Genomic DNA, 15,043 nt, shown 5'->3' with positions numbered 1-15,043 from the left:
CACCGGCCCCGCCCGCGAAACTCCCGCCCAGCGACTGGACACACCACCCGCGGCACCCGGTGAGCTGCACGAAGTCCAACGCCCCGCCGCACCGGCCCCGCCCGCGAAACTCCCGCCCAGCGACAGGACACACCACCCGCAGCACCCGGTGAGCGGCACGAAGTCCAACGCCCCGCACCACCAGCACCGCCCGCGAAACTCCCGCGCAGCGACACGACACACCACCCGCGGCACCCGGTGAGCGGCCCGAAGTCGAACGCCCCGCACCACGGGACCGCCCGCGAGACTCCCGCCGTCGACGGGACACGGCACCCGGTGAGCGACGCGGGTAGGACGCCGCACCGCTGGACCCGCTGGGCTCCCGTCCGTCGACGGGACACCCCAGCAGAGCCCGTCGGGTGGCCGCGGTGGGTGGCGGCGCGAGGTTGGACGGCCCGCACCGCTGCCCGAGCCGCGTGGCACCCGACCCGCGCCCCTCGGGTGGCGCGGTCAGCCGCGGAGCACCTCCCCCAGGCGGGCGATGCCGGTGGTGATCACGGTCGGGCTGTTGGTGGTGAAGGACAGGCGCAGGGTGGCGTGGTTCGGGGTGGTCGCGTAGAAGGCCGCGCCGGGGACGTAGGCGACGTCGTGGGCCAGGGCGGCCTTGAGCAGGTCGGCGGTGTCGGCCTCACCCGGCAGGGTCACCCACACGAACATGCCGCCGTCCGGGTCGGTCCACGTCGTGCCGGGCGGGGTGGCGGCGGGCAGGGCGGCGACCATGGCGTCGCGCCGGGCGCGGTAGGCGGTTCGGAGACCGGTGATGTGGGCGTCCAGGTCGGTGGCGGCCAGGTAGATCGCGGCGGCGGCCTGGTCGACGGTCGACGTGTGCAGGTCGGCGGCCTGCTTCACGATCACCAGCGTGCGCAGCAGGGTCGCGGGCGCGCGCAGCCAGCCCAGCCGGAGCCCCGGAGCGCCCACCTTGGAGAAGCTGCCCAGGTGGACGACCTGTTCCGGCGCCCCCGCGGCCAGCGGGAGCAGGGGCTCCCCGCGGTACCGGAGTTCGCCGTACGGGTCGTCCTCCACGACCCACAGCCCGTGGGCCGACGCCAGCGCGGCGATGGCGGTCCGGCGCTCGGCGGGCAGCGTGCGGCCGGTCGGGTTGGCGAACGTGGGCACCAGGTACACCAGTGAGGGCGACTCCGCCCTGATGACCTCCTCCAGCGCTTCGGGGACCATGCCGTGCTCGTCGCCGGCGACGAGCACGACCCTGGCCCCCGCCGTCCGGAAGCACTGGAGCGCGGCCAGGTACGTGGGCTCCTCCACGGCGACGACGGCGCCCGGCTCCAGCAGCGCGGTCGCCACCAGCGTCAACGCCTGCTGCGACCCGGTCGTGACCAGCAGGTCGGCCGCGGTGGTGGGCAGGCCTCGGCCGGTCATGCGGGCGGCCACCAGCTCGCGCAGGTCGGCGTTGCCCTCGGTCGGCGCGTACTGGAGGTTGCGCCGACCGACCGGCTCGCACAGCGCCTGGTGGAACGCCGCCCGCACCCCGTCGAGGTCGAACAGCTCCGGCGCGGGAAGCCCGCCCGCGAACGAGATCACCTCCGGCCGGTCGACCAGGGCCAGCAGGTCTCGAACGGGCGAACTGGACACGTGCTTCACCACAACGACTCCTCGAATCCGCGGTAGGGCCCGCTCGCGGGGGGGCGGTGGTTCCGCCTGGCACGCGCGCGGGGTCGGCTGCACTGGTCGAGGAGCCGCCCGCAGAATACCGGTCAGGCCCTGGTGATCACCGAGAACTCCGTGCCGAACGGGTCGGTGAGGGTCGCGATGCGGCCGTAGAGCATGTCGCTCGCCTCCCCCGCCCCACCGCCTCCGGCGACGGCCCGCGCCACGGCCTCGTCGGTGTCCGCGACCTCGAACGTCGTGGCCCACCGGGATCTCGTGGCCTCGGGGTTGCCGAAGATCCCGGCGACCTCGTGGCCGTCCGGCCTGCGCAGGAACGTGAAGTCGAAGTCCGGCATGTCCTCGTTGCGGTCCAGCGCGAACCCGAACACCGACGAGTAGAACTCCCGCGCGGGCTCGGGCGACGGGGTGGCGAGGTCGTTGCGCACCAGCGAGTTCGGCTCGTTCACCACCTCGCACCCGATGTGGTCGCGCCCCTGCCACAGCCCGAACCGCGCCCCCGTCGGGTCGATCGCGATCGCCATCCGCCCCTGCGTCATCACGTCCACCGGCTCGACGGTGACCCGGCCACCCGACTCGACGACCCTCTTGGCCGCCGAGTCGCAGTCGTCGGCCGCGAAGTACACGTTCCACCAGAACTCGGTCTCCCCCTCGTTCGGCGCGAGCGCGGCCACGCGCCGCCCGTCGAGCAGGGCCGTCGTGTAGTACCCGGCCTCGGGCCCGGCCGAGGCGAACTCCCAGCCGAACAGGGACCCGTAGAACTCCTTCGCCCGCTCCAGGTCGGGTATGCCCAGGTCGATCCAGGTGGGCGTGCCGTTGGGCTGCACGCCGGTCACGTAGCTCATGGTGTCCTCCGGTAGTCCTGACCAGGTCGTCCGGACCATAGCGACGGGCACCGACAAAGTCAGGAGTCGTGCTCCCGCACGAACCCCAGCACCCGATCGGTGATCGGCCGGGTGTCGTCGAACTGCCCCAGGTCGTGCCCCACGTCCGGCCACACCTCGACCACGGCGTGCGGCACCAGTTCCCCCAACCGGGTGGCGGCCGACACGGCGTCGTGCACGACGTTCCGCGCCCCGAACACCGCCAGCACGGGCACCCGCACCGCCCGCAGTTCCTCCGACGGGAGCGGCACGAGCAACGGCAGCCTCGACCGGTAGGCCTTCACGCCGAGCAGGACCACCCGCACGTCCGGCCGGTCGAGCAGGTCCCGTCCCATCGTGAACACCAGCATCCGCCGCACGAGCCGTTCCGACCGCGTCACCCCGGCGAGCAGCCCCCGCCACATCACCCCCGGTGAGTACCGCGACGTCACGGTCGTCGGCTCCAGCAGGCTCAGCGTCGCCACGCGGTCCGGCGCGTGCACGACCAGCCTCGTCCCCAGCCAGCCGCCCTCGGACGCCCCGACCACGTGCACCCCGCTCAACCCCAGCCCCGCGAGCACCTCGTCGAGCGCGCGGGCACGGTCGGCCGCGGAGCGGAACGGCACCGTCTGCACGCTGCCGCCCGCCTCGCCCAGCGAGTCCACGGCGTACACCGGGCCCGCCCCGGTGAAGGCCCCCAGGAACGGCTTCCACGGCGCCGAGGTCGAGTTGAGCCCGTGCAGCAGCACGATCGGCGCCCCCTCGGACGGCCCGTACCGGTAGACCCTGGTGGTGCCGAACGACGTCGGCACGTCGTGGACCTCCTCGGGCGGCGTCAGCGCCTCCCGGTAGGCCTCGAAGAACGCCGCCTCGGCGGCCCGGTCCCGAAACTTCCCCACGCGTTTCCCCATGAGGGCCACGGTGCGCGGCGGACCGGGGATAATTCTGGACGAACGCTTGAACCCGCTGCTCAGGGGGATCTGTGGAGTTCCGGGTGCTCGGTGGGGTGGAGGCGTGGCGCGAGGGTGCCCGGCTCGACGTCGGTCCGGCGAGGCAGCGGTGCGTGTTGGCCGCGCTGCTGGTGCGGCCGGGCGTGGTCGTGCCGGTCGACCTGGTGGTCGACCGCGTCTGGGGCGACCGGCCCCCGCAGCGGGTGCGCGGCACCCTGCACACCTACCTCACCCGGCTGCGCCGCGCGCTCCCCGGCGTCCCGATCACCCACCGGTCGGGCGGCTACGTGGTGGACGTCGACCCGGAAACCGTTGACCTGCACCGGTTCCGCTCGCTCGTCCGCCTGGCCCGCACGGCTCCGGACCAGGACGCGGAGGTGCTCTACGCGCGGGCCGACGCCCTGTGGCGCGGCGAGCCGTTCGAGGGCCTGGACACGCCCTGGCTGACCGGGGTGCGGGCGGAGCTGGAGCGGGAGCGGCACGCCGTCGACCTCGACCGCGCCGACCTCGGCCTGCGCCGCGGCGACCACGCCGCGCTGATCGCACCGCTGACGAGCCGCGTGGAGCGCAACCCGCTCGACGAGCGGCTGGTCGCGCAACTGGCCACGGCGCTCTACCGCGCGGGCCGCCAGGCCGACGCGCTCGACCAGCTCCGCCGGACGCGGGCACGGCTGGCGGACGAGCTGGGCGTCAGCCCCGGCCCGCACCTGACCGACCTGCACCGGCGCGTCCTCGCCGCGGATCCGCGGCTGAGCGAACCCGTGCCGCGCCAACTGCCCGCGCCACCCGCCGAGTTCACCGGTCGGGCCGCCGAACTGGCCGCGCTGGACCCCGGCGCCCCGCTGCTGCTGATCACCGGGACCGGCGGGGTGGGCAAGACGTGGCTGGCGCTGCGCTGGGCGCACGGGCAGGGCTTCCCCGACGGGCAGCTGTTCGCGAACCTGCGCGGGTTCGACCCGACGGGCGAGCCGCTGGACCCGGACACGGCGCTGCGCGGCTTCCTGGACGCGCTCGGCGTCCCCGCCTCCGCGGTGCCGCCGGACGCCGGGTCGAGGGCGGGCCTGTACCGGAGCCTGCTGGCGGACCGGCGGATGCTGGTGGTGCTGGACAACGCGCGGGACGCCGCCCAGGTCGTGCCGCTGCTGCCCGGCACGTCGGCGTGCACCGTCGTGGTCACCAGTCGCGACCGGCTGGACGGGCTCGTCACGGCGCACGGGGCGAAGCCGGTGCACCTGGACGTGCTGTCCGACGTGGACTCCCGCGCGCTGGTGGCCCGGCGGCTGGGCACGCAGCGGGTCCCGGACGCCGACCTGCTGGCGTGGTGCGGCGGCCTGCCCCTGGCGCTGGCGCTCGTCGCCGGACGGGCCCTGGCGCACCCCGGTTTCCCGTTGGAGCGCGCCGACCACGGCGACCTGTCGACCGTGCTGTCCTGGTCCTACCGGGCGCTGCCACCGGAGGAGGCGTCGGCGTTCCGGCTGCTGGGCGGCCTGCCGGGACCGGACATCGGGGTCGACGCCGCGGTGGCGGCGACCGGGCGGCCGGAGCACGTCCTGCGGGCGCTGGAACGGGTGTCGCTGCTCACAGCAGGCTCCCCCGGCCGGTACCGGATGCACGACCTGGTCCGGCGGTACGCGGCCGACCTGCCCGACCCGGACCGGCCCGCGGCGCTGGCGCGGCTGCTCGACCACCACACCCGCACCGCCGGTGCGGCCCGGCTCCCGCTGGACCCGGAACCCGCGCCGATCCCGCTGGCCCCCGTGGGTTCCTTCGCCGACGACACGGCCGCGCTGCGCTGGTTCGACGCCGAGCACGAGAACCTGCTCGCCGCGCTGCGCGCCACCGACGACGACCTCGCGGCGTGGCACCTGGTGTGGGCGCTGCACCCGTTCCACCTCCGCCGCGCCCACCACGGGCACCAGGTCGACGCCTGGCGGCGGGGGCTGGACGCCGCGCGGAGGCTCGGCGACCCGCACGCGCTCGCGGTGGCGCACCAGCTCCTCGGGCACGCCTGCTCGCTGGTCGGCGAGCTGGACGAGTCGCTGGCTCACCTGGAACGGGCGCTGGAGCAGGCCGGGGACCGGCGGTTCGAGGGCCACGTGCGGCTGTGCCTCGCGGCGACGTGGTTCCTGCGCTCCGACCGCGGTCGTGCCCTGGAGCAGGCGTTCGACGCCGTGCGGCTCTTCCGGGCCGTCGGCGACCGCGTGTGGGAGTCCGTGGCGCTCACCGCGGCCGGGTCCGCCACGGCGCGGCTCGGCGACCTCGACGGGGCCCGGCGGCACTGCACGACGGCGCTGGCACTGGCCCGCTCGCACGGCAACCGCCACGGCGTGGCGGGAGCGCTGGACGCGCTGGGCATCGTGGCGCACGAGGACGGCAGGCACGCCGACGCCGTCGAGCACTACCTCGAAGCCCTGGCGCTGCACGCCGAGCTCGACGCACCGCACAGCGCGGCCGAGACGCTGGACCGCCTCGGCCACCCGTACTCGGCGCTGGGCCGCACCGGGGAGGCGCACGACGCGTGGCGCCGGGCATCCGCCCTCTACCGGTCCCAGCGCCGGACCGCCGACGCCGACCGCGCGGCTAGCCGAGTGCCACCGGGGTCGTGAGCACGCGGTCGTACCCGACCTCGCGCGGCGACCCGACGACGCAGAAGCTGCCCGACAGGCGGGTGTCCTCGCTCGACGCGCCGACGTGCACGTCGACCACGCCGGGCTCCACGATCCGCCGACCCGAGACGCCGGTGAACGAGGTGCGGTCCGCGTGGACCGTGAACGTCACGCGCACGGACTCGCCCGCCTCCAGCTCGACGCGGGTGAAGCCCACGAGCTGCCGCACCGGCCTGGTCACCGAGGCCACCGGGTCGTGCAGGTAGAGCTGCACGACCTCGGCGCCCGCGCGCAGACCGGTGTTCTGCACGACGCAGGAGACCTCCACCTCGCCGTCGATGGGCACGGTGTCGCGGGACAGCTCCAGCCTGCGGTAGGTGAACGCGGTGTAGGACAGGCCGTGGCCGAACGGGAAGCGCGGCGTCGGGTCGACCGAGCTGACCCCGCCGGGCCCGCCGAGCTTGGGGTGCAGGTAGGTCGACGGCTGCCCGCCCGACCCGTTCGGCACCTGCACGGGCAGCTTGCCGGACGGGTTGACCCGCCCGCTGAGCACGCCCGCGATGGCGCCCGCGCCCTCCTCACCGGGGAAGAACGTCTGGAGGGTCGCCGCCGCGCCGCGGAACTCGCCGAGCGCGTACGGCCTGCCCGCGACCATGACCGCCACCACCGGCACGTCCAGTTCCAGCAGCGCCGTGAGCAGGTCGCTCTGCACGCCGGGCAGCGTCAGGTCCTCCGCGTCGCAGCCCTCGCCGGACGTGCCGCGGCCGAACAAACCGGCGCGGTCGCCGAGCACGGCGACGCACACGTCCGCGTCGCGGACGACCCGGATCGCCTCGGCCAGGCCGCCGAGGTCGTCCCCGTCGACCGCGCAGCCCTGCGCGTGCACGACCTCCGTGTCGGGGAACTCCTCGCGGATCGCCTCCAGCACGGTGAGGATCTCGACGCCGATCGGCACCTCCGGGTGCTGCACGCCCACGTGGCTGGGGAACGAGTAGCAGCCCATCAGCGTGAGCACGTCGTCCGCGCACGGACCGACGACGGCGATGCGGCGCGGGGCCGCCAGCGGCAGGGTGTTGCGGTTGTTGTCCAGCAGCACCACCGACCGCTCCGCCATCGTCCTGGCGAGGTCGCGCATCGCGGGCGGGTCAAGGTCGATCGACTCGGGCGCCGGGGTGGGCGCCCAGTCGGCGTCCAGGAGGCCGAGTTCGCACTTCTGCCGCAGCACGCGGGCGACCGCGCGGTCGACCAGCTCCTCGGACACGTCGCCGTTGCGGACGAGGTCGAGGAGGGGGTCGCCGAAGCAGCGGACGGTCGGCAGCTCGACGTCGACACCGGCCGCGAGCGCCAGCGCGGCGGCGTGACCGGGTGAGGACGCGACGCCGTGGGCGCTCTCCAGGAACGAGACGCCGAAGTAGTCGGCCACCACGACCCCGTCGAAGCCCCACGTGCCGCGCAGCAGCTCGGTCAGCAGCATCGGGTTCGCCGCGGGCGGCACGCCGTCGACGTCGGCGTAGGAGTGCATGACCGACCGGGCCCCGCCGAGCCGCAGCGCCATCTCGAACGGCGTCAGCACCACGTCGGCGAACTCGCGCGGCCCCATCGAGACGGGGGCGTGGTTGCGGCCCGACCGCGACGCCGAGTAGCCCGCGAAGTGCTTGAGCGTGGCCACGACCCCGGTCGACTCCAGGCCGCGGGTGTAGGCGGCGCCGAGCAGCCCGACCAGGTACGGGTCCTCGCCGATCGTCTCCTCGGTGCGCCCCCAGCGGGGGTCGCGGGTCACGTCGAGCACCGGCGCGAGGCCCTGGTGCACGCCGATGCCGCGGAGCTGCTCGCCGATCGCGGTGGCCATCCGCTCGACCACGTCGGGGTCGAACGTCGCCCCCCACGCCAGCGGGATGGGGAACACGGTCGCCTGCCAGGCGGTGAAGCCGGACAGGCACTCCTCGTGCGCCATCGCGGGGATGCCGAGCCTGCTGCCCTCCACCAGCCTGCGCTGGGTGTCGGCCAGGACCCTGGCGCCGACGGCCGGGTCGAGCGGGCTCGTGCCGAAGACGCGGGTGAGCTGCCCGAGACCGGGTTTGGTCAGCTCGGACCACTCCGGCAGCGGCTCGGAGAACTCGTGCTGGGCGGGGGCCACCTCCGCGGCGTCGGGGGACACCCCCACCCAGACCCCGACCAACTGGGCGAGCTTCTCCTCGACCGTCATGTCGGCGAGCAGCAGGTCGACCCGCTCGTCGACGGGACGGCTCGGATCGGCCCACGCCGCTCCGGTGGTGCGGGAATCGGGATGCACTCCAACTCCTCCTCAACGCAAGTTCCTGAATTGTGACCGATACTATCGGAAACACTTCGAAACACAATGAGCTGGGAGAACGGCTCAAATGGGCCACGAAAGTGACCCTTGACACCCTATTGGCGTAGCCCTACTGTCTGCGCAAGTCGAACAGGTTTCGAAATGTTTCGAACTCGGCACCGTGGCAGAGAGGAAGGCGGTCGCATGTTCCGCCGGTCTAGAACACACGCCCTGATCACCATGGTCGCGATGGTCGCCGCGGTAGCCGCGTGCGGTACCTCGGGCCCCGCGGCGGGAAGCGGCGGTGGCGGCTCCTTCAAGGTGTGGGCCTTGCAGGACCCGGTGCTCAACCCGATCGAGAAGACGTCGGTCGAGGGTTCCGGGGGCACGCTGGAGACCTTCGGCAACGACCCGTACAAGCAGAAGCTGCGGGTCGCGATCGGCTCGCCCAACGCACCGGACGTCTTCTTCAACTGGGGCGGCGGCAACCTCAAGGAGTACGTCGACGCCGACAAGATCGCCGACCTGACCCCGCTGCTGGACGAGAACCCCTCCCTCAAGAGCGCGTTCCTGCCCAGCGTCCTGGACGGCGCGAAGATCAACGGCAAGTACTACGGCCTCCCCATGCGCGGTATGCAGCCGGTCGTCCTCTTCTACAACAAGGACGTCTTCTCCGCAGCGGGCGCCACGCCACCGACCACCTGGGACGAACTGCTGGCCCTCGTGGACAAGTTCAAGGCGGCGGGCGTGCAGCCGATCGCGCTGGCGGGCTCGCAGGCGTGGACCGAGCTGATGTGGATCGAGTACCTGCTCGACCGGATCGGCGGGGCCGACGTGTTCAAGAACATCAGGGACAACGGCCCGGCGGGCTGGAAGGACCCCGCGGTCCTCGAAGCCGCCACCAAGGTGAAGGAGCTCGTCGACCGCGGCGGCTTCGGCACCAACTACGCTTCCGTCGGCTACGACGTGGGCGGCGCGTCGACCATCCTCGCGCAGGGCAAGGCGGCCATGCACCTGATGGGATCGTGGGAGTACGTGAACCAGCTCGGCCAGAGCCCGGACTTCGTGAAGAACGGCAAGCTGGGCTGGGTGCCGTTCCCGACGCTGCCGGGTGGCAAGGGCAAGCCGGACACCGTGGTGGGCAACGCGTCCAACTACTACTCGGTCACGTCCGCGTCGAAGACGCTCGACGCGTCCAAGAAGTACGTCGCGACCGCGCTGAACGACGAGAAGTACGTGCAGTCGCTGATCGACGCCGGTGACGTGCCCGCGGTGACCGGGGTGAAGGACAAGCTCGCGAAGGCGGCGAACTCCGAGTACACCACGTGGATCTACGAGCTGGTCGAGAAGGCGTCGGTGTTCCAGCTCTCCTGGGACCAGGACCTGACCGCGGACCAGTCGACCAAGATGCTGACCCAGTTGCAGGAGCTGTTCCTGGGCAAGACGTCCCCGCAGGCCTTCGTCGACGCGCTGGCGGCGGGCTGACGATGCACCAACGACCTTCGTTCTGGTACGCCGCACCCGCTTTCGCGTTCTTCGCGCTGTTCGCGGCACTGCCCATGGTCCTCGTCGTGGTGCTGAGCTTCACGTCGTGGGACGGGCTGGGCACACCGCAACCGAACGGGGTGGACAACTGGGCGCGGCTGGCCGACGACGGTCAGGCGTACGACGCCGTGGGTCGCACCGCGATCCTCATGGTGGTCTCGTGGCTGGTCCAGACGCCGATCGCACTGCTGATCGGCGTCTGGGCCGCGGGCCGCCAGCGCTCCCGCGCGGTGCTCAGCTCCATCTTCTTCCTGCCGCTGCTGCTGTCCACGGCCGCCATCGCCCTGCTGTGGCAGGTGATGCTCGACCCGAACTTCGGCGTGCTCCAGTCGCTCGGCGGACCGCTCGGCGACGTCCAGTTCCTCGGCAACCCGTCCATCGTGCTGTACACGGTGGCGTTCGTGATCACCTGGCAGTACGTGCCGTTCCACACGCTGCTCTACCAGGGCGCGGCACGGGCGATCCCGAAGACGCTGTACGAGGCCGCCACCATCGACGGCGCGGGACGGGTGCGGCAGTTCTTCCACATCACGCTGCCGCAGCTCCGCTACACGATCATCACGTCGTCGATCCTCATGATCGTCGGGTCGCTGACCACGTTCGACACCGTGCTGATCCTCACCAACGGCGGACCGGGCACCGCGTCCCGGATCGCGCCGCTGCACATGTACATCACCGGCTTCAGCGGGTTCGAGATGGGTTACGCCAGCACCATGGCCGTGCTGCTCGTCGTCGTCGGGACCGGGTTGTCGCTGCTCGTGATGCGGGTGACCGGCTTCCGGTCCATGACCAGTCAGCAGGAGGGCGCGTGAAGCGCAACTGGCCCGCGGGGGCGTCGGCGCTGGTGTGGCTCGTCCTCGTCGTGGGACCGCTGTACTTCATGGTCGCGGCGAGCCTGCGCGGCCGGGCCGACTACCTGACCTCCAGCCCGCTCAAGCCACCGTCGGACCCGACGCTGGACAACTACCGGACCGTCCTGGGTGGAGGGTTCGGCGGCTACCTGTTCAACAACGTCGTCGTCACCGCGGCGACGGTCGCGATCGTGGTGCTGCTCGGGGTTCCCGCGGCCTACGCGGTCGCGCGGAGCCGCAGCAAGCTCGTGCAGCGCGGGTTCACCCTGCTGCTGGCCGGGCTGGCGATCCCCGCGCAGGCCACGATCATCCCGGTCTACCTGCTGATCACCAGGCTGAACCTGTACGACAGCCTCACCGCGATCATCCTGCCGACGGCGGCGTTCGCGCTGCCGGTGGCGACGCTCGTGCTGACCAACAGCCTCCGCGACGTGCCCAAGGAGCTGTACGAGGCGCAGACGATCGACGGGGCGAGCGCGTTCGGCGTGCTCCGGTACCTGGTGCTGCCGCTGGCCAGGCCCGCCATCGTGACCGTCGTCGTCTACACCGCGCTCAACGCGTGGAACGGGTTCCTGTTCCCGCTCGTGCTGACGCAGTCGGAGTCGAGCCGCGTGCTCACGCTCGGGCTGTGGAACTTCCAGGGCCAGTTCGGCACCAACGTGCCCGCGCTGCTGGCCGCGGTCACGCTGTCGGTGATGCCGATCTTCGTGGTGTACCTGATCGGCAGGCGTTACCTGCTCAGCGGCCTGACTGCCGGATTCGGCAAATAACTGTCGATAGTTTCGGGCCGGCAGTCTGCTGACGTAGACTGCCGGCATGTCAGCGAAAGCCGAGCCCTCCGCAGCCGGCGGGCCCGTGTCGGGAAAGATCACCATCGCCGACATCGCAACAGAGGCTGGCGTGTCGGTACCGACAGTTTCGAAGGTGATGAACGGCCGCACGGATGTCGCCGCCCACACGCGGGAACGCGTCGAGGCGATCATCCGGCGCCACGGGTACCAGCGCAGGGGCGACGACAGGTCGCGTCGGTCCACCCTGGTCGAACTGATGTTCCACGAGCTGGAGAGCGCGTGGGCGTTGGAGATCATCCGGGGCGCCGAGCAGGTCGCCCGCGAGCACGGGCTCGCCGTGGTGATGTCCGAGTCGCAGGGCAGGCTGACTCCCGGTCACGGCTGGTTGGAGAGCGTGATCGCGCGCAGACCGCTCGGTGTGATCGCGGTGTTCTCCGACCTGAGCGCGACGCAGCTCGCGAAGCTGCGTGCCCGTGACATCCCGGTCGTCGTGGTCGACCCGGTCGGCGAACCGGGTCCGGAGACCCCGTCGATCGGCGCGACGAACTGGAACGGCGGCCTCACCGCCACCCGCCACCTGCTCGAACTGGGGCACACCCGGATCGGCATGATCGGCGGCCCGGAGCGCGTGCTGTGCAGTCGGGCCAGAGTGGACGGTTACCGCGCCGCGATGGAGACCGCGGGCCTGACCGTCGACCCCGACCTGGTGCGGTACGGCGACTTCCACGTCGAGTCGGGCTTCAAGCAGGCGACCGTGCTGCTGTCCCGACCCGACCGTCCTACCGCGATCTTCGCGGGCAGCGACCTCCAGGCGCTCGGCGTGTACGAGGCGGCGCGCGCCGCAGGCCTGCGGGTGCCGCAGGACCTCAGCGTGGTCGGCTTCGACGACCTGCCGCTGGCCGAGTGGGTCGGCCCGCCGCTCACCACCGTGCGGCAGCCGTTGCAGGACATGGCCTCCGCGGGCACGAGGCTGGCGATCACGCTGGCGCGCGGCGAGAAGCCTGAGCACCGGCGGATCGAGCTGGCCACGACGCTGGTCGTGCGGCACAGCACCGCTCCTCCCGCGCCCTGACCCGTTTCGTCCCGTACTAGATAGTATGGGACGAAACAGTCCGGCCTTGGAGGCAGTTTTGGGCGAGACCGTCGTGGTGGTCGGGGCGACCGGCAAGCAGGGCGGCGCGACAGCGGCCCACCTCCTCGCGGGCGGGTGGCACGTCCGCGCCCTCACCCGGAACACCACAGGTCCGGCGGCCCGCGCACTGGCCGAAGCCGGTGCCGAGGTCGTGGCCGCCGACATGGACGACCCGTCGTCGCTGGTCGCGGCCATGACCGGCGCGCACGGCGCGTTCAGCGTGCAGCCCGCGCCGCACGACCCCGGAGCCCCGGTGGGGTACGGCACCGAGACCGAGGTGCGCTGGGGCCGCGCGGTCGCGGACGCGGCCAAGGCCGCGGGCGTCGAGCACCTGGTCTACGCGTCGCTCGTGGAGGCCTCCGCGCGCACGGGCGTGCCGTCGTTCGACAGCAAGTGGGAGGTCGAACGGCACATCGCGGCCATCGGCCTGCCCGCGACCGTGCTGCGCCCGGCGACGTTCATGGAGGGCCTGGCCGTCTCGAAGGACGTGCTGGACGGCTCGTTCACGCACCTCCTCGACCCGGACACGAAGTACCAGATGATCGCCGTGGACGACATCGGCGCGTTCGCCGCGCTCGCGTTCGGCGACCCCGAGACCTACGTGGGCCGCTCGCTGACGATCGCGGGCGACGAGCGCACACCCCGTGAACTCGCGACGGTCCTGGGCCGCGCGCTCGGCCACCCCGTCGCCTACCACCAGATCCCGCTGGACATCATCAGGCAGCACGACCCCGGCCTCGCCGACGTGTTCGACTCCCCCGCGGCGGACCGGGCCGACGTCCCGGCGCTGCGAGCGCTGCACCCAGGGCTGATGACGTTCGAGAGGTGGCTGTCCCGGCACGGCCGGGCGCAGCTCGCGGCGCTCTAGCCCAGCCCGAACCGGGCCACGTGGTGCCACAGCATCTTCACCAGCCGCGGGTGCTCGTGGCCGCGCGCACGCCCGATGATCCGCGCGTCGAGGAACCCGTCCACCGCCAGCCTCCTGCCGAGTTCGACGACCTCCGCGCCCCGGTAGTCGGCCGTCAGGTCCCGAACGGGCAGGCGGAACCCGCGGTGCCACTCGACCGCGCACGGCAGTTCGCCCGCCAGGTCCTCGACGGCCGTGCCCCGGAAGCACGGGTCGAGCACGATCGCCTCCACGTCCCGGTCGACGCGCACCGGACCGTGGACGTGGGCTTCGACGTAGTCGTCGAGCAGGTCCCGGTCGTCCGCCTCGACCAGTTCGATCAACGACATCCGTTCCGCCACGCCGAAGTGGACCGGCTCGAACACGCTGTCGGGGTAGCAGAACGTCGTGCGCGTCAGCGTGTCCGCCGTGAGCCGGAGGTGCGCCGACCCGAACCGGATCGCCCCGCCCTCCGGCCGACGCCGGTGGTTGAGCGCCCCGTACTTCGGTCGCCGGGCGGCGGGCGCCTCGTCGTACACGCCGCCGAACAGCCTGCTCTCCCACCGCCACCGGTCCCCACCCGGATGCGCCGTCAACCCGCCGTTGCTCGTGCCCGTCTCGAACTGCGACCGGTACACGCCGTCGCGCACGATCTCCGCGAGCGCGCGGTCGGGGTGGAAGTGCAGGTCGACGCGCAGGTCCGGGTCCATCGGCGGCCCGCTGGACAGGGCCGCCACGTGCTCGATCGCATCCACACCGATGATTGTCCGGTCCTCGGGAGGTCTACCCCTGTGACGAGAGGAGATTCCCATGAGCCTGCCCGAGGTCGTGTCCCGTTCGGAGTGGTTGGAGGCCCGCAAGGCGCTCCTGGTCAAGGAGAAGGCCGCCACGAGGGCCCGTGACGAGCTGAACGCCGAACGCCGCTCGCTCCCGATGGTCCTGGTCGACGAGGACTACGTCTTCGACGGCCCGTCCGGCGAGGTCCGCCTGCTCGACATGTTCGAGGGCCGCCGCCAACTCGTGCTGGGCCACTTCATGTTCGACCCGAGCTGGGACGAGGGCTGCTCGTCGTGCAGCGCGGGGGCCGACGAGGTGTCCGACGGCCTGGTCAGGCACTTGGCCGTCCGCGACACGTCGATGGCTTTCGTCTCCCGCGCGCCGCTGGCGAAGATCGAGGCCTACCAGGCGAAGAAGGGCTGGACGTTCCCCTGGTACTCGTCGTTCCGCAGCGACTTCAACTACGACTTCCACGTCACCCTCGACCCGTCCGTCGCCCCGGCCGAGTACAACTACAGCCCGGTCGAGGACGCCACCCCCGGCGAAGCACCAGGTCAGAGCTTCTTCCTCCGCGACGGCGACCGGGTGTTCCACACGTACTCGACGTTCGCCCGCGGCACCGAGGCGACCGGCGGGTCGTACTACTACCTGGACCTGACCGCGTTGGGCAGGCAGGAGGAGTGGGAG

Annotated in this window: 12 protein-coding genes; 7 read left to right on the top strand and 5 right to left on the bottom strand. The window is 72.4% G+C overall.

Features of this window, described 5'->3' with window-relative positions; translation table 11 throughout:
• Positions 1-489: 489 nt before the first annotated feature.
• The 3 genes from AC156L_RS11105 to AC156L_RS11095 all read right to left on the bottom strand — a co-directional run bounded on the left by AC156L_RS11105 (position 490) and on the right by AC156L_RS11095 (position 3,436).
• A complete protein-coding gene (locus AC156L_RS11105; RefSeq protein WP_330873617.1) occupies positions 490-1,641 on the bottom strand; it encodes an aminotransferase-like domain-containing protein in 1,152 nt (383 codons plus the stop codon).
• A gap of 110 nt (positions 1,642-1,751) precedes the next feature.
• A complete protein-coding gene (locus AC156L_RS11100; RefSeq protein ID WP_330873618.1) occupies positions 1,752-2,507 on the bottom strand; it encodes a VOC family protein in 756 nt (251 codons plus the stop codon).
• 59 nt (positions 2,508-2,566) lie between these two features.
• Positions 2,567-3,436, bottom strand: coding sequence for an alpha/beta fold hydrolase (locus AC156L_RS11095; protein ID WP_330873619.1), 870 nt, complete (start codon positions 3,434-3,436; stop codon positions 2,567-2,569).
• An 83-nt stretch (positions 3,437-3,519) separates the two neighbouring features.
• Here AC156L_RS11095 and AC156L_RS11090 point away from each other — a divergent pair, with 83 nt between their 5' ends.
• Positions 3,520-6,081: an AfsR/SARP family transcriptional regulator gene (locus tag AC156L_RS11090; protein WP_330873620.1), complete on the top strand. Its 2,562-nt coding sequence runs from the start codon at positions 3,520-3,522 to the stop codon at positions 6,079-6,081.
• Here AC156L_RS11090 and AC156L_RS11085 read toward each other — a convergent pair.
• On the bottom strand, positions 6,056-8,374 hold the full coding sequence (locus AC156L_RS11085) for a beta-xylosidase/alpha-l-arabinosidase (protein ID WP_330873621.1): 2,319 nt from the start codon (positions 8,372-8,374) through the stop codon (positions 6,056-6,058). The two genes, AC156L_RS11090 and AC156L_RS11085, sit on opposite strands and share 26 nt — an antisense overlap.
• 249 nt (positions 8,375-8,623) lie before the next feature.
• Here AC156L_RS11085 and AC156L_RS11080 point away from each other — a divergent pair, with 249 nt between their 5' ends.
• From AC156L_RS11080 to AC156L_RS11060, 5 genes are read left to right on the top strand one after another with little or no spacing between them, the layout of a single operon-like run.
• On the top strand, positions 8,624-9,859 hold the full coding sequence (locus tag AC156L_RS11080) for an extracellular solute-binding protein (protein WP_330873622.1): 1,236 nt from the start codon (positions 8,624-8,626) through the stop codon (positions 9,857-9,859).
• A 2-nt stretch (positions 9,860-9,861) separates the two neighbouring features.
• Positions 9,862-10,731, top strand: coding sequence for a carbohydrate ABC transporter permease (locus tag AC156L_RS11075; protein ID WP_330873623.1), 870 nt, complete (start codon positions 9,862-9,864; stop codon positions 10,729-10,731).
• Positions 10,728-11,540 carry a carbohydrate ABC transporter permease gene (locus AC156L_RS11070; protein ID WP_330873624.1) on the top strand — a complete coding sequence of 271 codons (813 nt, stop codon included), beginning with the start codon at positions 10,728-10,730 and terminating at the stop codon, positions 11,538-11,540. Before AC156L_RS11075 ends, AC156L_RS11070 begins: the two co-directional genes overlap by 4 nt.
• 46 nt (positions 11,541-11,586) lie before the next feature.
• Positions 11,587-12,633 carry a LacI family DNA-binding transcriptional regulator gene (locus AC156L_RS11065; protein ID WP_330873625.1) on the top strand — a complete coding sequence of 349 codons (1,047 nt, stop codon included), beginning with the start codon at positions 11,587-11,589 and terminating at the stop codon, positions 12,631-12,633.
• A 46-nt stretch (positions 12,634-12,679) separates the two neighbouring features.
• Entirely contained in the window at positions 12,680-13,561 is an 882-nt protein-coding gene (locus AC156L_RS11060) for an NmrA/HSCARG family protein (RefSeq protein WP_330873626.1), read from the top strand.
• On the opposite strand, the gene AC156L_RS11055 is transcribed toward AC156L_RS11060, so the two are convergent.
• The gene (locus AC156L_RS11055) at positions 13,558-14,289 is read right to left on the bottom strand and encodes a DUF3626 domain-containing protein (protein ID WP_414719771.1); all 732 of its coding nucleotides are present in this window, start codon (positions 14,287-14,289) and stop codon (positions 13,558-13,560) included. The genes AC156L_RS11060 and AC156L_RS11055 overlap by 4 nt on opposite strands.
• 100 nt (positions 14,290-14,389) lie before the next feature.
• On the opposite strand from AC156L_RS11055, the gene AC156L_RS11050 reads away from it, so the two are divergent.
• Positions 14,390-15,043 (top strand): DUF899 domain-containing protein (locus AC156L_RS11050; protein ID WP_484406794.1); only part of this gene is annotated, 654 nt, incomplete at its 3' end.

This window comes from Umezawaea sp. (genome assembly GCF_057122925.1).
Note: the sequence above shows the minus strand (reverse complement) of the source record. Positions and strands in the feature narration are given on the sequence as shown.